Source organism: Brevundimonas sp., from assembly GCF_016463485.1.
GTDB lineage: Bacteria > Pseudomonadota > Alphaproteobacteria > Caulobacterales > Caulobacteraceae > Brevundimonas.
Map to the genome: position 1 here is coordinate 136,071 of NZ_JAEMRD010000001.1, position 19,246 is coordinate 155,316.

Annotated in this window: 19 protein-coding genes and 1 tRNA gene; 16 read left to right on the top strand and 4 right to left on the bottom strand. The window is 65.5% G+C overall.

Annotation, left to right across the window (positions count from 1 at the left end; all coding sequences use genetic code 11):
* The first annotated feature begins 56 nt into the window (after positions 1-56).
* A complete protein-coding gene (locus JHC99_RS00690; protein ID WP_292151545.1) occupies positions 57-1,400 on the top strand; it encodes an Hsp70 family protein in 1,344 nt (447 codons plus the stop codon).
* A gap of 5 nt (positions 1,401-1,405) precedes the next feature.
* Here JHC99_RS00690 and JHC99_RS00695 read toward each other — a convergent pair whose 3' ends face one another.
* The gene (locus tag JHC99_RS00695) at positions 1,406-1,624 is read right to left on the bottom strand and encodes a hypothetical protein (protein WP_292151546.1); all 219 of its coding nucleotides are present in this window, start codon (positions 1,622-1,624) and stop codon (positions 1,406-1,408) included.
* A gap of 93 nt (positions 1,625-1,717) precedes the next feature.
* Between JHC99_RS00695 and JHC99_RS00700 the strand changes: the two genes are divergently transcribed.
* Positions 1,718-2,098, top strand: coding sequence for a hypothetical protein (locus JHC99_RS00700; protein ID WP_292151547.1), 381 nt, complete (start codon positions 1,718-1,720; stop codon positions 2,096-2,098).
* 613 nt (positions 2,099-2,711) lie between these two features.
* On the opposite strand, the gene JHC99_RS00705 is transcribed toward JHC99_RS00700, so the two are convergent.
* Positions 2,712-5,888, bottom strand: a complete 3,177-nt coding sequence (locus JHC99_RS00705) for an autotransporter domain-containing protein (protein WP_292151548.1) — start codon at positions 5,886-5,888, stop codon at positions 2,712-2,714.
* A 289-nt stretch (positions 5,889-6,177) separates the two neighbouring features.
* On the opposite strand from JHC99_RS00705, the gene JHC99_RS00710 reads away from it, so the two are divergent.
* Positions 6,178-7,428, top strand: coding sequence for a glycosyltransferase (locus tag JHC99_RS00710; protein WP_292151549.1), 1,251 nt, complete (start codon positions 6,178-6,180; stop codon positions 7,426-7,428).
* Between the two features lie 71 nt (positions 7,429-7,499).
* Here the strand turns inward: JHC99_RS00710 and JHC99_RS00715 are convergent.
* Both JHC99_RS00715 and JHC99_RS00720 read right to left on the bottom strand, forming a co-directional pair.
* A tRNA-Asp gene (locus JHC99_RS00715) sits at positions 7,500-7,576 on the bottom strand.
* 95 nt (positions 7,577-7,671) lie between these two features.
* The gene (locus JHC99_RS00720; RefSeq protein WP_292151550.1) at positions 7,672-9,327 is read right to left on the bottom strand and encodes an AbgT family transporter; all 1,656 of its coding nucleotides are present in this window, start codon (positions 9,325-9,327) and stop codon (positions 7,672-7,674) included.
* A 301-nt stretch (positions 9,328-9,628) separates the two neighbouring features.
* On the opposite strand from JHC99_RS00720, the gene JHC99_RS00725 reads away from it, so the two are divergent.
* The 13 genes from JHC99_RS00725 to JHC99_RS00785 form a co-directional block, all read left to right on the top strand.
* Positions 9,629-10,006: an NADH-quinone oxidoreductase subunit A gene (locus JHC99_RS00725; protein WP_292151551.1), complete on the top strand. Its 378-nt coding sequence runs from the start codon at positions 9,629-9,631 to the stop codon at positions 10,004-10,006.
* Entirely contained in the window at positions 9,976-10,611 is a 636-nt protein-coding gene (locus JHC99_RS00730; protein WP_292151552.1) for an NADH-quinone oxidoreductase subunit B family protein, read from the top strand. The genes JHC99_RS00725 and JHC99_RS00730 overlap by 31 nt, the downstream gene beginning before the upstream one ends.
* A 56-nt stretch (positions 10,612-10,667) precedes the next feature.
* A complete protein-coding gene (locus JHC99_RS00735) occupies positions 10,668-11,261 on the top strand; it encodes an NADH-quinone oxidoreductase subunit C (protein ID WP_292151564.1) in 594 nt (197 codons plus the stop codon).
* 107 nt (positions 11,262-11,368) lie between these two features.
* Entirely contained in the window at positions 11,369-12,547 is a 1,179-nt protein-coding gene (locus JHC99_RS00740; RefSeq protein WP_292151565.1) for an NADH-quinone oxidoreductase subunit D, read from the top strand.
* Positions 12,548-12,552: 5 nt separating this feature from the next.
* Positions 12,553-12,882, top strand: coding sequence for a hypothetical protein (locus JHC99_RS00745; protein WP_292151553.1), 330 nt, complete (start codon positions 12,553-12,555; stop codon positions 12,880-12,882).
* Positions 12,879-13,277 (top strand): hypothetical protein, encoded by a 399-nt coding sequence (locus JHC99_RS00750; protein WP_292151554.1) that lies wholly within the window; start codon positions 12,879-12,881, stop codon positions 13,275-13,277. Before JHC99_RS00745 ends, JHC99_RS00750 begins: the two co-directional genes overlap by 4 nt.
* Positions 13,274-13,936: an NADH-quinone oxidoreductase subunit NuoE gene (nuoE, locus tag JHC99_RS00755; protein ID WP_292151555.1), complete on the top strand. Its 663-nt coding sequence runs from the start codon at positions 13,274-13,276 to the stop codon at positions 13,934-13,936. The genes JHC99_RS00750 and nuoE overlap by 4 nt, the downstream gene beginning before the upstream one ends.
* On the top strand, positions 13,933-14,199 hold the full coding sequence (locus tag JHC99_RS00760) for a hypothetical protein (RefSeq protein WP_292151556.1): 267 nt from the start codon (positions 13,933-13,935) through the stop codon (positions 14,197-14,199). Before nuoE ends, JHC99_RS00760 begins: the two co-directional genes overlap by 4 nt.
* Before the next feature lie 2 nt (positions 14,200-14,201).
* The gene (gene nuoF, locus JHC99_RS00765) at positions 14,202-15,515 is read left to right on the top strand and encodes an NADH-quinone oxidoreductase subunit NuoF (RefSeq protein ID WP_292151557.1); all 1,314 of its coding nucleotides are present in this window, start codon (positions 14,202-14,204) and stop codon (positions 15,513-15,515) included.
* Positions 15,516-15,519: 4 nt separating this feature from the next.
* The gene (locus JHC99_RS00770) at positions 15,520-16,281 is read left to right on the top strand and encodes a GDSL-type esterase/lipase family protein (protein ID WP_292151558.1); all 762 of its coding nucleotides are present in this window, start codon (positions 15,520-15,522) and stop codon (positions 16,279-16,281) included.
* Entirely contained in the window at positions 16,278-16,778 is a 501-nt protein-coding gene (locus JHC99_RS00775; RefSeq protein ID WP_292151559.1) for a hypothetical protein, read from the top strand. The genes JHC99_RS00770 and JHC99_RS00775 overlap by 4 nt, the downstream gene beginning before the upstream one ends.
* Positions 16,778-18,826 carry an NADH-quinone oxidoreductase subunit NuoG gene (nuoG, locus tag JHC99_RS00780; RefSeq protein WP_292151560.1) on the top strand — a complete coding sequence of 683 codons (2,049 nt, stop codon included), beginning with the start codon at positions 16,778-16,780 and terminating at the stop codon, positions 18,824-18,826. The genes JHC99_RS00775 and nuoG overlap by 1 nt, the downstream gene beginning before the upstream one ends.
* A gap of 3 nt (positions 18,827-18,829) precedes the next feature.
* On the top strand, positions 18,830-19,246 hold a 417-nt coding region (locus JHC99_RS00785; protein WP_292151561.1), incomplete at its 3' end, for an NADH-quinone oxidoreductase subunit H.

Sequence of the window (19,246 nt, forward strand, 5' to 3'; positions counted from 1 at the left end):
TCCGGCTTGACCGAGGCGCGGGTTCGGGAGCGCGCTCCACAGGGCTGGAGACGACCATGACGCCACAGTGCGCGATGACGCCAGAGATGACGCTGGGCATCGACTTCGGCACGACCAATACGGTGGTCGCCCTGACGGGCGTGGACGGTGCGGTCGCGGTGTTACGGTTCGCAGCTCCGGACGGCGATCTGACCGCCTTCCGCTCGACCTTGAGCTTCCAGATCCATGAGGACGCCGACGGCGTGGCCGAACGGGTGGTGGAGGCCGGTCCCTGGGCCATAGACGCCTACGTCGAGGATCCGCTCGACACCCGTTTCATTCAGTCATTCAAGACCTTCGCCGCCAGTCCAGCCTTCACGGAGACCGTCATCGACAACCGCCGATACGGCTTCGAGGACCTGCTATCGTCCTTCCTGCTCCGGTTGCGTCAGCGTGGTGGGCCGGCAATGTCCGTGCTCCCAGCGCGGGTTATCGTTGGACGGCCGGTGACCTTCGCCGGTGGATCGGACGAGCAGCTGGCGCTGGATCGTTACGAGACCGCCTTCGCCCGGCTGGGGTTCACCGACATCCGCTATGCCTATGAACCGGTTGGAGCCGCCTTCTTCTTCGCGCGTCAACTCACGAAAGCAGCCACGGTCTTGGTCGCCGACTTTGGAGGAGGCACCAGCGACTTCTCCATCGTGAGATTCGAACCGTCGGCCTCTGGCCCGAGCTCTACCGCTCTGGCGCGCGCAGGGGTGGGAGTGGCTGGGGACGCCTTCGACTACAGGATCATTGACCAGCTGGTATCGCCGGAGCTGGGCAAGGGCGGCGAGTACCGCAGCTTCGAAAAGGTGCTGCCCATTCCCCAGCGGTACTACGCCGCCTTTGCCCGCTGGGATCAGCTCGCCCTTTTGCGGGCGTCTCGGGACATGAAAGATATCCGCGATATCGCACGTAACGCCCTGCAGCCTGAAAGGCTGTTTCGACTGATCGAGGTACTGGACGATAATCACGGCTACGCCCTCTACCAGGCTGTATCCCGTCTGAAGATGGATCTGTCACGCAACGAGGTGGCGACGTTCCGCTTCGAGGCCGGCACGATCCGGATCGAGACGCCCGTCGCCCGATCGGACTTCGAGGGCTGGATCGCTCCAGAGCTCGCGGCCATCGAACGCGCCGTCGACCAGGCCATCGCCATGTCACATCTGGAGCCACACCAGATCGATCGCATCTTCTTGACCGGCGGATCCTCTTTTGTACCGGCCGTACGCGACATCTTCCGACGCCGCTTTGATCCCAATAGGATCGAAACTGGCGGCGAGTTCGAGTCGATCGCGGTGGGCTTGGCCCTGATCGGTCGCGAGCCGGAACTCGAGCTGTGGACCGAGCGGCAAGAGAGGGGCGGACAGGTCGCCTAATCCTGTCACGGGGTCGTTCTCGTCGGAGGTGGTCTGATGGCCATGGGGGCGACGTCACGCTCGTCCTCGATCGTAAAGGCCCCGGCCGGCGCGAGATCTTCGAACCAGGCAATGGCTCTGGCGCGGGTTCGCGCGCCGTCATCGTGGTCGATCAGGACGGGATGGCTGGGATGATCGTCTTCGACCAGGGACGCCGCGCCAGGCGGCACGTGCAGGGTGGGCATGGGTCGCTCTATCTCGGGGGTGAAGGACAACGCGCGGAACGGCGCTGCGGTCAGGGACGCGACACTTTCTCCGATCTCTGACGTTGGCCCCGGATGAGCAAGGCCGACATCCCGCGAAACGACCAGCAACCGTCTGTGACGTTGGACGGTCGTTACCTGATCCGCGGCGGTCTGTGGCGCCGCGCCGATCCCGCCCTCACGCCCGACCAGCGCGGGGCACGGGTGCATGAGCTCTTGGCGGCCCGCCGCGCGGTTCGGGATGCCCTGGGGTATCCAGACGCCGATGCGCTTGCGGCCGCACGCGGGCGCGTCGACGCGGCCAAGACACCGCTGGGCGAGCGTGGGCCGGTGTGGTGGAGCGACGGCGCGCCGGACCTCAATCGCAACATGGCGAGAACGACGCACTATGCGGCCTGGTTCGAAGCAGTCGAGGACAGGCGCGCGAACTGGGCGCGAGCGCGGGCTTCGTCGTAGATAACCTCGGCCTGACGGGGCTGGGCGATCAGGTTAGAACTGGGTGACGGAAAACCGGTCGGACCGCACCCGTCGCCACAGGTCTATGGGTTCAGCGGCTTCTAGCCGCGTCCATTTTCCCGGTTCGTTCGGATGCTCTGGTTTGCGCATTGTCGAACGATAGCCAAAAGATGGCCATGGGCGGAGGGGACGCGACGAGCCCGGGACACGGTGGGCTCCCGGTGATGTTCCTTTTACGTTCGCTGCCCGGGCGTTGATGCCGGCAGGCGTGCCTGGAGGTTGGATAAATGTGCCTCGGTGTACATCGCTTTGATAGGGTCGGGCATGTTCAGACCTTGAGCGCGGCAGCGGCTAGCGCCTCTGCCAAGCGAGTTAAGCGGCCGAACGGAAGGCGATCTTCGTGCAGAGCCAAAAGCTCGAACACCGGTGAAACGAGCCGGGACACGCTAAGGGTTGGGGCACCCCATTCTGAAAAAACGTTCGGTGTTTCTCCAGCGTCCGATAGCGCGTCCTCAGACTGCTTACAGACTGCACACATGTCGGCGGCGTCGCTTAAAACTCAACTAAAACAATGGCCACTGCTAGGTAGTAGGCGGCCCGTCGCCGCCTACCGTCAGAACCGGAAGCTGGCCCGCAGCAGCAGGGTGTAGCGGACGTAGTCCTCGATCATCTCGGCATCGGCGCTCACCGTCAGCATCCCCAGGTCGTTGCCGACCGCCAGACGGATGCCCGCCAGGGGACCGCCACCTTCGATCGAGGCCGGCGACAGGGTGTATTTCGAGGTGCCGGAGGTGAAGCGCGCGATCGTCTCACCCGCATCGACCGAGACGTTCTGACGCCAGCCGAGGCGCAGCTCGGGCCGGATCCAGCCGTTTTCGCCGAAGCCATAGCCGACGTTGACCGCCGCAACGGTCGAGAAGATGTGCCCCGTCCGCTCGTCGATCTCCAGATCGAACCCGGAGCCCCCGCCGGTCTCGGTATGGGCGTCCTCGCTCAGGCCGAAATACTCGGCATAGACCTCGGGCCGGATATTCAGGCGACCGAAGTTCCGCTCGTAGGAGGCACCGCCGGCCAGGGCCAGGGTGAAGCCGTTCCAGCTCGACTGGTTGTTCAGGTACAGGTTCTCGGCGACCAGCGACCGCGTTGAATCGAAGGTGGCGTAACCGCCCGCCGCCCGCGCCCAGGTCGTCCAGTTGCGACCCTGGGCCCGCCAGTAGAGGCCCAGTTCGACCAGGCTGGCAGACAGGACTTCCTCGGCCTCGGACTCGGGATCCTCAATGTCGGAGGAGGTGAAGGCCAGGGAAACGCCCAAGGCACCGAACCCGGTGCCATGCTCGATCCCGCCGGCGACGCCGAAGCCCTCGGAGCGGAAGCCGTAGGTGTCGGTCTTGTCCTTGTCGGCGTAGAAATTGATTTCCTGCAGCCAGGCGCTGGTTTCGCCGACGCCGGCCGAGGCGTTGCGCCCCGTCAGCGCCCGCGTCACCGCATCGACGCCCGAGGCCAGCGACAGCAGCGGTCCGCCCGAGTGATCGGGCAGCATCTGCTCGTACAGATCGATGAAGCCCTCGCGTGTCGTCTGTCCGAGGAAGGCGCTCAGCAAGGTGCTGTTGTCGTCGATCGAGGCATAGATGACGTCAAAGGCCGAGGCTTCGACCGGGATCAGTCCGGCCTCGGAGGCAGTGCGACGGCGCGCATCAATATAGACATCGGCGGCCGCGATATCCGCGCCGGCGCTGACCACATAGAGATACGGCGAGTTGGCCTGAATGCCGGTCTGGTTCAGTGTGCCGATGGTCAGGGTGTTGGCGTCGATGATGGTGAAACGTTGCGGCGACTGCAGCAGCGAGGTGAAGCGGATGCCCAGGCTGGCCCCGTTGGCCAGATTGGCGGCACCGTTGACGCGGAAGCCGCCGCTGGCCCCGGTGCCGGCATTGAGCCCCACCAGAAGGGTGCCGGTCGCGCCGACATTCAGACTGGTCACATTCGTTCGCGACGCCTGTTGAGCCTCAAGCGTACCGTTGGCGATGTCGATGGCGAGCCGGCCGTCGCTGTCGGTGATGGCGCCGCGAACAATGGCACCGCCCGAGATGTTCAGCTGGTCCGCGCCGGCTCCGAATGAGATGTCGCTGTTGACCTGGCCGTTCTTGATATTGACGCCGTCGTCCCCGGATCCGAGCAGAATGGCACCGAGGGTGAAGGGCTCATCGACGTCATCGACGCCGTCATTATCGGTGTCGTCTTCGGTGCTGGCCGTGGGGCTGAGCACGCCCGTCTGGGTGAAGTTGACCCCGGTCGTATTGGCGCGGGCATCTAGCGCGATCGCCGTGCCGGTGAGGGGCGCGCCGGCGGCGTTGGCGACCAGGTTGGCCTGGAGCGAGCCGGTGTTGAGCACCGCAGTCAGGGTGCCGCTGAGATCCTGGATTGCGGTCAGGTTGGCGGTCCCGCCGCCCGCCGTGGCCAGGATGTTGCCGTTGTTGGTCAGGGTCGCCACGTTGGCACCGCTTTCGATGCGGATGGCGTTGACGCTGTTAGCCAGCTCGGTCGCCGCCGCGGCGGTGATGAAGCCGTTGTTCAGGATGGTCGGCGTTGTGACGCCCGACCCGACGCGCAGGGTCGTGGCATTGGCTGCATTGGCCAAGGTGCCCAGGGTTCCGTCGTTGCGCACGCCACCGGCGATCGACACGGCCTGGCCACCGGTGACGCCCAGTCGAACCGCGTTGGAATCGATGTTGGCGTAGACGCCGTTGCCGACGATGGAGCCGCGGTTGATGAAGCCATAGGCAGCCTCGCCCGTGCCGACGGCACCCAGAGTGACCGTCTGGGTCGTCGAACCGACCGTTACGGCCGGTGCGGAGCCGAAGCTGGTGATCGAGGCGGAGCCCTCGCTGCTGTCGAGGCGGCCGTCGGCATCGTCGTCATTCGACGTGCTGTCGGACTCGGTGGGTTGGGTGTCGAACACCACGCCGCCGCCGACGTTGCCGGCCACGATCACCGTCGATCCGCCCTGCAGCAGGTCGTCGGCGTCCAGCTTGGCGACAAAGGCGTCCGTACCGAGCGACCTGTAGCGATAGCCTGACGAGGTGATCGCGCCCTGGAGCGTCAGACGGCCGCTGACATTGCCCTGAATGGCGACCGCACTGGTGCCGCCGCCGTTGGAACTGATGGTGCCGTCGAGTGTGACCGAGCCAGTGATCGGGGCCGTCGTCCGAACGCCGAACGAGTTGTCGCCGAACGTGGTCAGCGTGCCGTAGCTGTTCAGATTGCCGATCAGGGCGGTGTCCACGGCGATACCGGCGGAATTGTTGCCCTCGACCTGCAGCGTGCCGCTGGTGTCCAGCAGGATGTTTCCGGTTACTGCGCCGGTTCCGGCCAGGCGGATGCCGTAACGGCCTGTACCGGTGGCCCAGGGCCCGTCGACGTCGCCGTCCGTGTCGGTATCCGGGTAGTCGCCCAGGCTGTCGCTGACCAGGATCTGGCCGCCGATGGTCACGCCCGTGGTCACGCCGCCGTTGACCAGAACACCGATCGAGCCGTCGGCCGAGTTCTGAATGTTGATGTTGGTGCCGGAATCGACCGTCAGCGTATTGTTGGAATCGATCGTGACGCCGGTTCCGGACGTCAGGTTCAGACCGCCGCCCGTGCTGAAACGAATGTTGTCCGCCGCAGTGCCGGTGGCGTTGGAAGTCAGGATGGGCGTGGTGCGCACGGTCGAGATGACGACGTCCGCGCTGGCCCCGGAAGCGACCAGCAGCGGAGCGATCGCTGCGGCGGTCGCGAGCAGTTTACGCATTCGGAAAAAGACCCCTGTGGACACGACGCGCGCAAACGCTGTGGCCCCTCTAACAGGGGTCGCGTCGGCATGCTTCAAGTTTCGCGAATTTGAGGCGATTGCAAGGCCTGAACACTGTGTTTCAAAGCGCCACGCCGGGGCGCGGCCGAATGCATCGTCTCAAGACACACCCTCTTGAGCTTGACCGTGGCTGGGTCTAGGGGCGCTTATGGTCACGCGTAAATCATCCGGACGCATCCAAACTCGAAGGTCAGGCGTTGCCCGGCCGACACCTTCGGAGACCTCCCCTGTGAGCATGATCGACCACGACGTGCAGGAAAGCGAACTGCGTCTGATTCCAGGCTTCGACGACGAGGTCGCCGATACCTTGCGGGCCTTGAAGGCGTCCAGCAACGATCCGCGTCCGCGTCTCGTCGACACTACCATGCTGTACGCGCCGCGCTCCGGAGGCGTGAAGCGCTATCTGCTGTCCAAGAAATCGTGGCTGGAAGCGAACCGTCCGGGCATCGCCCATTCCCTGGTCGTGCCGGGCGCGACCCACTCGGCGGGTGACGATGGCATCGTCAAGCTGCACGCGACGAAACTGCCGTTCGGAGACGGTTATCGCTGGCCGACGTCGGTCAAGCGCTGGGGGGCCTGGGTTGCCTCGCTGAAACCGTCGATCATCGAGGCGGGCGATCCCTATACGCCGGGGCAGGGCGCGCTTGAGGCTGGCCAGCGTGCCGGGTGCCCCGTGGTGGGCTTCTGCCACTCCGACCCGGCGGGACTTGCCGCACTGCATTTCGGCGAGTGGGCCAAGAAGCCGGTCGAGCGGCGCTGGGCCAGGCTGTTCGGCCAGTTCGACCGGGTCATATCGCCCAGCAAATTCATCGCCGAGCGGCTGATCGAGGCCGGCGTCGGCAACATCGTCATCCGGCCGCTTGGCGTCGAGATCGACACCTTCCGCCCTGACCGGCGCGACCGCGACTGGCTGCTGAAGCGGCTGGGGCTCGGCGCGGATGCCAGACTGCTGTGCTTCGCGGGCCGGCCGGCCAAGGAAAAAAACATCGATGTCCTGATCGAGGCGGTCCAGAAGCTGGGTGCGCCCTATCATCTGGTCCTGGTCGGTGCCGGCACCGGGATGCCGCCCGAGGACCGGGTCATCGCCCTGCCTTATGAGCGCGACCCGCGAGCGGTCGCACGGATCATCGCCAGCTGCGACGCCTTCGTCCACGCCAACGACAAGGAGCCGTTCGGCCTTATCGTGCTGGAGGCCATGGCCTGTGGCCGGCCGGTCGTGGGGGTCAATGCGGGCGGGGTCGCGGAGACCGTGGACGACAGCGTCGGCCAGCTTGCGACCTCCGCTGATCCCACCGAATACGCCGCCGCCATTGAGGCTCTGTTTGAGCGGGACATCGAGGCGATCGGTGCGGCGGCGCGCGTCCGAACGGTCGAGCGTTTCGCCTGGAACCGCGTCTTCGAGGATCTGTGCATGGTCTATGGCGACGTGAGCGGGCAGAGCGCCTTCGTCCAGCCGGCGGAGACCTGGGCGGTTCACTGAGCGCTGACAAAGTTCGGCGCGCCGCCAGCAGGGGGTGGCGCGCCACTTCTCGTTTCGATTTTCATGAGAAGTGGCGCGAGTGACGGGACTCGAACCCGCGACCTCCGGCGTGACAGGCCGGCACTCTAACCAACTGAGCTACACCCGCATTCCTCGCCGCGAAGACAGTGCGTCGCGGCGAGGGGCGTCGTTTAGGCGGGGGGTGCTTGCACTGTCAAGCGACCCCTCGTCATAAAATCGCGATCAGCGTTGTGCGGTCGCGATCGAGGGTGCCGCAGCGGGTTGAGGCGGGCTTTCGGGCCCCAAAATTCCGCCGTCCACAGGGGGCTGCGCGGCGATGGCAGCGGCCGGCACGTCGTAGTGGACGCCGACGCCCGGCCCCAGGGGCAGATCCAGCGCAACCCAGGCCGCCACCATGATCAGACCTGCCACCAGGAAGGACCCCGCATAGGGCAGCATGGTGGCCATCAGCGAGCCCAGGCCAAACCGGGGATCCCAACGCTGGGCGAAAGCGAGGATCAGCGGGAAGTAGCTCATCAGGGGTGTGGCGATGTTGGTGACCGAATCGCCCATCCGATAGGCGGCGGTGGTCATTTCCGGGCTGATCCCCAGCAGCATGAACATGGGCACCACGATCGGGGCCAGCGCCGACCATTTGGCCGAGGCCGAGCCGATGAACAGGTCGAAGAAGCACGACACCAGCACCACCGAGATCAGCAGCAGCGGCGTCGGCATGGCCAGTTCGCGCAAGGACGCGGCGGCGTTGACGGCCAGGATGGGGCCCAGACCCGACCAGTTGAACATGGCCACGAAATGGGCGGCGAAGAAGGCGAGCACGATGTAGGGGGCGAGCACCGCTATGCCTTCGCCCATCATCCGCACCAGATCGCGGTGGCTGCGGATCGTGCCCGCACCGGCGCCGAAGGCCGCGCCGGTGACGAAGAAGGTGACCGCAAAGAATGCGGCCAACGAGCGGTACAGGGGATTGAATTTCTGGGCCGGCTCCGCCTCCGGGTCGATGAAGGGCGAGCCGGGCAGGGCGGTGATCAGGGCCCACAGGGCGATCATGGCTAGAAGCGCGAGGCCAGCGAACAGCAGGCCGCGCTTCTGTAGCGCCGTCAACGGCTCTCGCTCTTCCTGGGCGGGGGGCGCGACGCCCGCGGGCGGAAGCCACCGGCCGAGGCGCGGCTCGATCACACGATCGGTGATGAACCAGACGATCGGTGTGAAGACGATCACGACCCCGATGATGAAGAACCAGTTGCCCGCGATGCTGACCTGATAGGACGGATCGATCAGATGGGCAGCGGGCTCGGTGATCCCTAGGATCAGGGCGTCCGATGCTCCGGGAAACAGATTGCCCGCATAGCCCCCGGAGACGGCCGCGAACCCGGCAGCCAGCCCCGCCAGCGGATGCCGACCGGCGGCGGCGAAGATTACGGCGGCCAGCGGGATCACGACGACATAGGAGGCGTCCGAGGCATGGTGCGAGACCATGCCGACGATCACGACGACGGGAGTCAGGATCAGTTTTGGCGCATTCAACAACGCACCGCGAATGGCGGTCGTGAACAGGGCGGTGCGCTCCGCCACCGCCGCGCCGTAGATGATGGTGATCACGATCCCCAGCGGGGGAAAGTCCGCCAGCGTCCGGGGCATGCCGATAATCAGCTTCTCCAGGTTCTCCGACGACAACAGGCTCTGGGCGATCAGCGTGTCGCCCGTCACCGGATTGACCGCCTGCCAGCCCAGCCCGGCTCCGACGATGCTAAGCGCCATCAGCCCCACGATGAGCCACAGGAACAGGAAGACGGGATCCGGCAGCCGGTTTCCTGTGCGCTCGACAAAGCCGAGAAAACCCTTGTTGGGCGGCAGGACGTCGGTGGGGGTCTCGCTCATCAGGCGGGCTCGAATAGTTGATCCGTGAAGCGCTGGCGCGGCTCGCGCGGCATCGACGCCTGGGCACTATTCACGATCGGGCCGATCCGATCCAGTCGCAGCATAGGGCCTGTCGCCGCAGGGTCTTGATCGCCAATCGGGAGCGCCCGGACGGCGATTCAAGGCCGTCAATTTCTGCGAACCATTCTCAAGAAAATCCCTTTTGCCGCATGGGTTTGAATGGCGACGATCTTGGGTCTAGAAAGCGCCGATTCCGCCGTCCTCCCCAGCCTGCGGATCGCCGCACGAGGCCCCGTCGTCCATGAATGCTTTTCTACTCCAGTACCTGCCGATCGTGATCTTCATCGGGATCGCGGCGATCGTCGGCGTCCTGTTCATCGTCGCCGCCCTGGTCATGGCGCCGTCCAGCCCCGATTCCGAAAAGCTGTCGGCCTATGAGTGCGGGTTCAACGCGTTCGACGACGCGCGGATGAAGTTCGACGTGCGGTTCTACTTGGTGTCGATCCTGTTCATCATCTTCGATCTTGAGGTCGCATTCCTGTTCCCCTGGGCCGTGTCGATCTTTGATCTGTCCAAGGGCGGGATGATCTTCGCCTTCTGGTCGATGATGGTCTTCCTGGGCGTGCTGACCGTGGGCTTCGTCTACGAATGGAAGAAGGGCGCGCTGGAGTGGGAATAGTGGACAACAAGCTGCCCATAATCGGCCGTGGCAACACCGGCGCGTCGCCGGTGCTGAGCCCGTATGGCCAGGGCGCGCGCTCGACCGTCGAGGGCTATGACCCCAAGCTGCACGACAAGTTCTTCGAGGCGGTCAATACCGAGGTCACCGAGCAGGGCTTCCTGACGGCACCGCTCGATGATGTGATCCAGTGGGCCCGCACCGGCTCGCTGATGTGGATGACCTTCGGCCTGGCCTGCTGCGCCGTGGAGATGATCCAGGCCTCGATGCCGCGCTATGACCTGGAGCGGTTCGGCATGGCCCCGCGCGGCAGCCCGCGCCAGTCGGACCTGATGATCGTCGCCGGCACCCTGACCAACAAGATGGCCCCGGCCCTGCGCAAGGTCTACGACCAGATGCCGGACCCGCGGTATGTCCTGTCGATGGGCAGCTGCGCCAACGGTGGCGGATATTATCACTACAGCTACAGCGTCGTTCGCGGCTGCGACCGGGTTGTGCCGGTCGACGTCTATGTGCCGGGGTGCCCGCCGACGGCGGAGGCGCTGCTGTACGGCCTGTTGCAGCTGCAGAAGAAGATCCGGCGCACGGGGACGATCGAGCGATGAACGCGCTGGCGAAACTGCAGGAGATCGAGACCACCCTGACGCCGCTGGGCGCGGAGATGGTCGGCGAGCTGGGCGTTCAGGCCCAGGTGGCGTTCGGCGAGTTGACTTTGATCGCCGAGCGCGATGCGATCGTGAATGTGTTGACGGTGCTGAAGGACCGGTTCGGCTTTCATCAGCTGTTGGACATCTGCGGCGTGGATTTCCCGGATCGCGAGGAACGGTTCGAGGTCGTCTATCACCTGCTGTCGATGACGCGGAATGCGCGGGTGCGGGTCAAGGTGACGACCGACGAGGTCCAGCCGGTGCCTAGCGTCATCTCCGTCTTCCCTTGCGCCGACTGGTTCGAGCGCGAGGCGTTCGACATGTACGGCATGCTGTTTTCGGGTCACCCCGATCTGCGTCGCCTGCTGACCGACTATGGCTTTCAGGGGCATCCGCTGCGCAAGGACTTCCCCATGACGGGCTATGTCGAGGTCCGGTACGACGAGGAGCAGAAGCGGGTGGTCTATGAGCCCGTCAAGCTGACGCAGGAATACCGCAACTTCGATTTCCTGAGCCCCTGGGAAGGTGCCGACTATCCGGCCCCCGTCCTGCCAGGCGACGAGAAGGCGGTCGGTTCGGCGGGATCGCCGTCGGGAGGCAAGGTCTGATGGCCGACGGTCACGCTATCCAGAACGCCACGCCCGACCTCGCCTCGCTAGACGTGTTCGAGGACGACCTGGGCCGTATCGACGGCCGGACCGCGCACGCGCGTGAGATGGACGATCGCAAGTTCACGATCAATTTCGGCCCGCAACATCCGGCCGCCCACGGCGTGCTGCGCCTGGTGCTGGAGCTGGACGGCGAGATCGTCGAGCGCGTCGATCCGCATATCGGCCTGCTGCATCGCGGCACCGAAAAGCTGATGGAGGCCCGAACCTACCTTCAGAACGTGCCCTATCTGGACCGGCTTGATTACGTCGCGCCGATGAACCAGGAGCACGCCTTCTGCCTGGCCATCGAGCGGCTGCTGGAGCTGGAGGTGCCGTATCGCGCCCAGCTGATCCGGGTGCTGTACTCGGAAATCGGCCGGATTCTGTCGCACCTGCTGAACGTGACGACCCAGGCGCTGGACGTCGGTGCCCTGACCCCGCCGCTGTGGGGCTTCGAGCAGCGCGAACAGCTGATGGTCTTCTACGAGCGGGCCTCGGGATCGCGACTGCACGCCAACTATTTCCGGCCCGGCGGGGTCCATCAGGACCTGCCGATGGCCCTGATCGACGACATCGCGGCCTGGTGCGCCCAGTTCCCGCAGAAGCTCAAGGACATCGAGGATCTCGTCACCGAGAACCGGATCTACAAGCAGCGCAACGTGGAAATCGGCGTGGTGTCCAAGCAGCAGGCGCTGGATTGGGGGTTCACCGGCGTCATGCTGCGCGGCTCGGACATCCCGTGGGACCTGCGCAAGTCGCAGCCTTACGAATGCTATGCCGATCTGGAATTCGACATCGTCGTCGGCAAGAACGGCGACTGCTGGGATCGGTACCTGTGCCGCGTCGAGGAGATGAAGCAGTCGATCCACATCATGGAGCAGTGCATCCACAAACTGCGCAACTGCCCCGGCGAACCGGTCATGAGTGAGGACAACAAGGTCGTTCCGCCGCGTCGTGGCGAGATGAAGCGGTCGATGGAATCCCTGATCCACCACTTCAAACTCTACACCGAAGGCTTCAAGACCCCCCCGGGCGAGGTCTATGCCGCCGTCGAGGCGCCCAAGGGCGAGTTCGGCGTCTATGTCGTATCCGACGGCACCAACAAACCCTACCGCGTCAAGATCTCCGCGCCCGGCTTCCGCCACCTCCAGGCGATGGACTGGATGAACCGCGGCCACCAGCTGGCCGACGTATCTGCGATCCTGGGTTCCCTCGACATCGTGTTCGGCGAGGTCGATCGGTAATGTCGGTGTCCGCCTTCCTCATCGTGATCTGCGTTGTCCTGGCCGGAGCGGCACTGCTCGGCGTCGTCATCCTGGCTGTTGCGACGGACAGCAAGATCTCGCGTCACCCCGGTGGACGCAGAGGGTTCGTGCAGGACCAGTTTCTGATCTTGAGCCCGCTGCTGTCCCTCGGAGTGATGATGAGCCTGAAGGCGTTCACGACCCTGGATGAATCTCCGTTCTGGCTAGGAGCCTGGGGTCTGATTCTGGTGGCGACGTTCGCGGTGCTCTGCCTTCCGGTCGTGAAGCGGGCGCGTGAGCGGCTGTCGGCTGCGAACCGGTTTCCGCCCCGATGAGCGCCTTCGCCGTGACCCCCGATTTTACCCTGTTGCAAGCCATGGTCTTCGCGGTGCTGCTGACGCTCGGCGTCGCCGTGCAGTTCTTCTTCTCGCCGCGTCGCCGTGAACTGATGGGCAACGCCAAGTTCTCCCTGGCGTCCGCTGTGATCGCCACCCCCGGGGTCGCGGGGGTCACGCTCGTGCGTGGGGCCTATCGCGCCGGCTATCTGGCGGAGGGCAGGGGCTTTCTGGAGGCGAACCTGCGCTCGATCGTCTGGATGAGCGGCTTCATCTTTCTCAGCCAGATGGCCGTGCGGTTCCTGCCGCCGCTGTCCTGGCTTTCCCGCGACCTCTCGAAAGCCGGAAAGGCTGTCTGGGGCGCGCGCCTGAACCGTTGGATGGGTAGAGCATGAGCGTGCGTCGTCTCGCAAAGGTCCAGCCGGCCTCCTTCGCCTTCTCCAAGGCGACGAAGGCCAAGTGTGACTGGTGGATACAGAAATACCCCGCCGACCGGAAACAGTCGGCGGTGATCCCGATCCTGTGGCTGGTGCAGAAGCAGGAGGGCTGGGTCTCGGAACCTGCCCTTCGCGCCATCGCCGACCTGTTGGGCATGGCCTACATTCGGGTGCTCGAGGTCGCGACCTTCTACACGATGTTCATGCTGGAGCCGGTCGGATCGGCCGCCCTGATCCAGGTCTGCGGCACCACGCCCTGCATGCTGCGTGGCTCGGGCGAGCTGATGAAGGTCTGCAAGGACCGGATCGGGCCGAAACAGACCCTGTCGGCCGACGGTAAGTTCTATTGGGAAGAGGTCGAATGCCTGGGCGCCTGCGTAAACGCGCCGATGGCCATGGTGAACGACTACTATTTCGAGGACCTGACGGCCTTGGACATGAACGCCATCATTGACGGGTTCGCGGCGGGCAAGCCGCTGAAACCCGGCCCCCGCGTCGACCGGGTCAACTCGGCACCTGAGGGCGGGGCGCTGACCCTGACCGATCCCAAACTTTACGACGGTTCGGCGGCCAAGCCGATCAAGACGCTGCCGAACAGCGATCCGGTGCCGGCATGACGTCGTCCGACACAGAAACCGCAGCACGCGTCGCCACCTACCGAGCGGAACTGCGCACGGTCGGCCGGACCCAGCGCCTCGCGGGCTTTGGGCTGGTGCTGCTGGGTGCCATCCTGGTCTGGCTGGCTACGCGCGCAGGCGACCTCGCCGGCATGGTGCAACTGTCCGGCTATGGCGCGCTTGCCGCCGGTTGGGCCTTGATGCTGACCGCCATCTTCCTGCGCACCCGCTATCACCGCCGTCGTCTGCGGGAGTTGAATTGAACATGGTCGGTATTCTCGAAGACAAGGATCGCATCTTCACCAACCTGTACGGGCTCCAGGACTGGGGTCTCGAAGGGGCGAAGAACCGCGGCTGCTGGAACGCCACGGCCGATATGCTGGCCATGGGCCGCGACTGGCTGATCACCAACGTCAAGAATTCGGGCCTGCGCGGGCGCGGCGGTGCCGGCTTTTCGACGGGTCTGAAATGGTCCTTCATGCCCAAGGAGCTGAAGGATCGTCCTCATTACCTGGTCGTCAATGCCGACGAGTCCGAGCCCGGCACCTGTAAGGACCGGGAGATCATGCGTCATGATCCTCACCTGCTGATTGAAGGGTGTCTGATCGCGTCGTTCGCGATGCAGGCCCACGCCTGCTACATCTATCTGCGCGGGGAATATGTGCTCGAGCGCGAGCGCATGGAGGCTGCGGTCAAGCAGGCCTATGAGGCGAACCTCATCGGCAAGAACAACGTCCACGGCTGGGATTTCGACGTCTACATCCACCACGGCGCGGGCGCTTACATCTGCGGCGAAGAGACGGCCCTGCTGGAGAGCCTGGAGGGCAAGAAGGGCCAGCCGCGCCTGAAGCCGCCGTTCCCGGCCGGTGCCGGCCTGTACGGCTGTCCGACGACGGTGAACAACGTCGAGTCGATCGCGGTGGTGGGCACGATCCTGCGCCGCGGGGCCGACTGGTTCGCGGGCTTCGGCCGGGCGAACAACACCGGCACCAAGCTGATGTCGATCAGCGGCCACGTGAACAAGCCGTGCAACGTCGAAGAGGCCATGTCGATCCCGCTGCGTCAGCTGCTGGAAGAGCATTGCGGCGGCGTTCGCGGCGGCTGGGGCAACCTGAAGGCCGTGATCCCGGGCGGGGTCTCCGTGCCCCTGATCACGCGCGAGATGTCCGAGACGGCGCTGATGGACTTCGATTCCCTGCGCGACATGAAGTCGGGCCTTGGGACCGCCGCCGTCATCGTCATGGACAACGACACCGACCTGGTGAAGGCGATCGCCCGCATCAGCTATTTCTACAAGCATGAGAGCTGCGGCCAGTGCACGCCGTGCCGCGAAGGCACCGGCTGGATGTGGCGGGTGCTGGAGCGGATGGCGGTGGGCGAGGCCGATCCGTCCGAAATCGACCTGTTGCTCGACGTCGCGTCCCAGGTCGAGGGTCACACCATCTGCGCCCTCGGCGATGCGGCTGCCTGGCCGGTCCAGGGCCTGATCCGGCATTTCCGCCACGAGATCGAGGACCGCATCCAGACCTATCGCACCCGCCGCGCGAACTTCGCCGGCCACGCGATCGCGGCGGAGTAGGGGCTTGGGTTCGATCCTCGGACGGCTGGCTGTGACGGGGTGCCTGATCGCCCTGTTGAGCGCGTGCGCCACCAGCGCACCGCCCGCGGCCGCTGCCGTTCAGGTCGTCGATCCCTTCGCCACGCAACGGCCAACCGCCGCCGCCGTCGGCGTGAGCCAGCCCAGCCAGTTCGCGCCCGGTAGCTGGATAAACGGCTCCTATGTCGATCATGTCACCCAGTTCGCCATCCTGCCGTCTCAGCCCGGCGGCATCGCCATGGTGGGCGACAGCATCACCGACGGCTTCCGCTGGAGCGAGGCCTTCCCGGGTCGCAACATCCGCAACTGGGGCATCGGCGGCGACACCAGCTTTGGCCTTCTGGGTCGGGCCGGCCAGATCATCGCCACGCGGCCGGCCAAGGTCTTTATCCTCATCGGGACCAACGATCTGGCCAGCTATGAGCAGACGCCGGACGACATCGCCGCCAACGTCGACACCCTGGTCGCGCGCTTCAAGGCCGAGCTGCCGACCGCAGAAATCTACGTTCAGTCCGTGATGCCGCGACAGCCCGAGTTCCGTGAGCGGATCGAGGCTCTGAATACGCAACTGTCGGCGAACGCGACGGCGCGCGGGGCTCGCTACATCGATGTCTATGCGCCCCTGCTGACCGGCGACCGGCTCAACCCGGCCTATACGATCGACGACCTGCACCTGACCGGCCAGGGCTATCAACGCTGGCTGTCGGTCATCGGCGGTTGCCTGACGGGCGAGGGGCGATGCGGATGATGCGCGCCCACGCCATGGTGTTGCCGGTCGGTCTGGTTCTCGCGGCCTGCGAGGCTGCGCCCGAGCCCGCGCCGACGCCGTCCGAGCGGGTATCGGCCACGGTTCCGGTCAGCGACGCGGTGGTCAAATCCTCGCAGGCTCCGCTGTCCGCGGCCGACCTGCGTCGTGTGTGCCGTGCCGGGCTGGCGTCAGTCCATGGTCAGGATGTAGATGCGGTCCAGGTCGACAGCCTGGAAGGCGTTATCGTCAACGCCTCGTGGCGCGCGCCGGTCGACGGCGGCCGGATGCGCGCGCAGTGCCGGGTCGACGGCGACCTGATCACCTGGAAACCGGTCGATCGACCGGTGGCCGAACAGAACCGCTGGATGAACCAGTCCGGCGACCCCGTGGTCCGCTTCGTCCTCGACGACGCAGCGGTCACAGTCATGACAACCCTCCCGGATGGGACGATCTCGACGGACGAATACGCCGTCGCGGTTCAGGAAGAGGCTCGCTGATGCCCGTCGCCAAGGTCAACGGCGTAGACGTCGAATTCGAAGCCGGCATGACCGTGCTCCAGGTCGCCGAGCGCGCGGGTGCCGAGATTCCGCGCTTCTGCTATCATGAGCGGCTGTCGATCGCCGGCAACTGCCGCATGTGCCTGGTCGAGGTGAAGCCCGGACCGCCCAAGCCTCAGGCCTCGTGCGCCCTGCCGGCCGCCGAAGGCCAGATGATCTTCACCGACACACCGATGGTAAAGAAGGCGCGCGAAGGGGTGATGGAGTTCCTGCTCATCAACCATCCGCTCGACTGCCCGATCTGCGACCAGGGCGGCGAATGCGACCTGCAGGACCAGTCGGTCGGCTACGGCCGCGACGGGTCGCGCTATTCCGAGAACAAGCGCGCGGTCGAGGAAAAGGCCATGGGCCCGACCGTCAAGACCTTCATGACGCGCTGCATCCAGTGCACCCGGTGCGTTCGGTTCATCAGCGAAGTGGCGGGCGTGCCGGACATCGGCATGATCTCACGCGGCGAGGACGCCGAGATCACCACCTACCTTGAAAAGAACATCGACAGCGAGCTATCGGGCAACGTCAACGACCTGTGCCCCGTCGGTGCCCTGACCCACCGGCCGTGGCAGTTCCACTATCGTCCGTGGGAGCTCAAGAAGACCGAGACCATCGACGTCATGGACGCCCTGGGCGCCAACATCCGCGCCGATGCCAAGGGTGCCGAGGTGATGCGCATCCTGCCGCGCGTCAACGAAGGCATCAACGAGGAGTGGCTGACGGACAAGAGCCGCTATGTCGTCGACGGCCTGCAGAAGCGCCGCCTGGACCGCCCTTACGTGCGTGAGAACGGTAAGCTGCGCGCCGCGTCCTGGGATGAGGCGCTGTCGGTTGTCGCTGCGAAGCTGAAGGCGGCTCCGGCGAACCGGATCGGCGCGATCGCGGGGGACCTTCAGGACGCGGAGTCGATGAAAGCGACGCTGGACCTGTTCCGCGCGCTGGGCTCGTCCAACACGGATTGTCGTCAGGACGGGTCGTCGCTGGGTGATGGTGCGCGCGAAAGCTGGCTGTTCAACTCGGGTCTGCGCGGGATCGAGGCGGCGGACTATGTGCTGCTGGTCGGGGTCAACCCGCGGACCGAAGCTGCGCTGCTGAACACCCGCCTGCGCAAGATCTGGCTGTCGGGCCAGGCCGAGATCGCCCTGATCGGTGAACAGGCCGACCTGACCTATCCGTATTCGTATCTGGGCGCCGGGTCCAAGACCTTGGCGAAACTGCCCAAGGCGGCGCTCGACGCGCTGACGAAGGCCGAGCGCCCGGCAATCATCGTCGGCGGCGGGGCCCTGGCCGGTAAGGGCGGGGCGGCGGTACTGAACGCGCTCGGTGCACTGGCCAAGAAGGTCGGCGTGATCGGCGAAGGCTGGAACGGGTTTAACGTCCTGCACCATGCCGCGTCGCGGGTGGCGGGTCTCGACATGGGCTTCGTGCCTGCGGACGGCGGCCTGACGGTCGCCGAGATGCTCAAGCCCGACGCTCTGGACGTGCTGTTCCTGCTGGGCGCCGACGAGGTCAATGCGACGGCGTCGAACGCGTTTCGCGTCTATCTGGGCAGCCACGGCGACAACGGTGCCCACGGCGCCGACGTGATCCTGCCGGGCGCGGCCTATACCGAAAAGTCGGGAATCTACGTCAACACCGAGGGCCGGGTACAGATGGCCGAACGGGTCGTCTTCCCCAAGGGCGACGCCAAGGAAGACTGGGCCATTCTCCGCGCCCTGTCCGAGCGGGTGGGCCACAAGCTGCCGTTCGACACCCTCGACCAGTTGCGCACCAAGCTGATGGCCGACCACCCGACCTTCGGACGTATCGATTATCTGCCGACGCCCGCCGCCTTCGATCCGTCGAAGCTGGGCGTGAAGGGCGACCTGGGCGACGCCGCCTTCGTTTCTGCGGTGATCGACCCCTACCTCAACAACCCGATCGCGCGCGCCAGCGCGACGATGGCCGAGCTGTCCGCGCTGCGGATCGCGCCGGCCACGGCGATGGCGGCGGAGTAAGTCATGGATTTCTGGTCCTCCCCCCTCGGCTGGTTCCTGATGACCACCGGTGCCGTGCTGCTGGTGACGGTCGGCGTGCTGATCGCCGTGGCCTTCCTGCTGCTCGCCGACCGCAAGATCTGGGCGGGCATCCAGATGCGCAAAGGGCCCAATGTCGTGGGTCCGTTCGGCCTGCTGCAGTCCTTCGCCGACATGATCAAGTTCGTGCTTAAGGAGGTCGTCGTGCCGGCCGGGGCCGACAAGGGCGTCTTCCTGCTGGCCCCGGTCATCACCGTGATCACGGCCTTCATCGTCTGGGCGGTGATCCCGTTCGCGCCGGGCTGGGTCATCTCCGACCTGAACGTCGGCATCCTTTACGTCTTCGCGATCTCGTCCCTTGGCGTCTACGGCATCATCATGGGCGGCTGGGCGTCGAACTCG

Bases quoted from the DNA above. Each gene is read 5' to 3' on its own strand.
- JHC99_RS00740 (WP_292151565.1), top strand. From the start codon at position 11,369: ATGGACGATCGCAAGTTCACGATCAATTTCGGCCCGCAACATCCGGCC.
- nuoE (WP_292151555.1), top strand. From the start codon at position 13,274: ATGAGCGTGCGTCGTCTCGCAAAGGTCCAGCCGGCCTCCTTCGCCTTC.
- JHC99_RS00720 (WP_292151550.1), bottom strand. From the start codon at position 9,327: ATGAGCGAGACCCCCACCGACGTCCTGCCGCCCAACAAGGGTTTTCTC.
- JHC99_RS00750 (WP_292151554.1), top strand. From the start codon at position 12,879: ATGAGCGCCTTCGCCGTGACCCCCGATTTTACCCTGTTGCAAGCCATG.
- JHC99_RS00725 (WP_292151551.1), top strand. From the start codon at position 9,629: ATGAATGCTTTTCTACTCCAGTACCTGCCGATCGTGATCTTCATCGGG.
- nuoF (WP_292151557.1), top strand. From the start codon at position 14,202: ATGGTCGGTATTCTCGAAGACAAGGATCGCATCTTCACCAACCTGTAC.
- JHC99_RS00700 (WP_292151547.1), top strand. From the start codon at position 1,718: ATGAGCAAGGCCGACATCCCGCGAAACGACCAGCAACCGTCTGTGACG.
- JHC99_RS00775 (WP_292151559.1), top strand. From the start codon at position 16,278: ATGATGCGCGCCCACGCCATGGTGTTGCCGGTCGGTCTGGTTCTCGCG.
- nuoG (WP_292151560.1), top strand. From the start codon at position 16,778: ATGCCCGTCGCCAAGGTCAACGGCGTAGACGTCGAATTCGAAGCCGGC.
- JHC99_RS00695 (WP_292151546.1), bottom strand. From the start codon at position 1,624: ATGCCCACCCTGCACGTGCCGCCTGGCGCGGCGTCCCTGGTCGAAGAC.
- JHC99_RS00735 (WP_292151564.1), top strand. From the start codon at position 10,668: ATGGTCGGCGAGCTGGGCGTTCAGGCCCAGGTGGCGTTCGGCGAGTTG.
- JHC99_RS00690 (WP_292151545.1), top strand. From the start codon at position 57: ATGACGCCACAGTGCGCGATGACGCCAGAGATGACGCTGGGCATCGAC.
- JHC99_RS00705 (WP_292151548.1), bottom strand. From the start codon at position 5,888: ATGCGTAAACTGCTCGCGACCGCCGCAGCGATCGCTCCGCTGCTGGTC.
- JHC99_RS00730 (WP_292151552.1), top strand. From the start codon at position 9,976: ATGGAAGAAGGGCGCGCTGGAGTGGGAATAGTGGACAACAAGCTGCCC.
- JHC99_RS00760 (WP_292151556.1), top strand. From the start codon at position 13,933: ATGACGTCGTCCGACACAGAAACCGCAGCACGCGTCGCCACCTACCGA.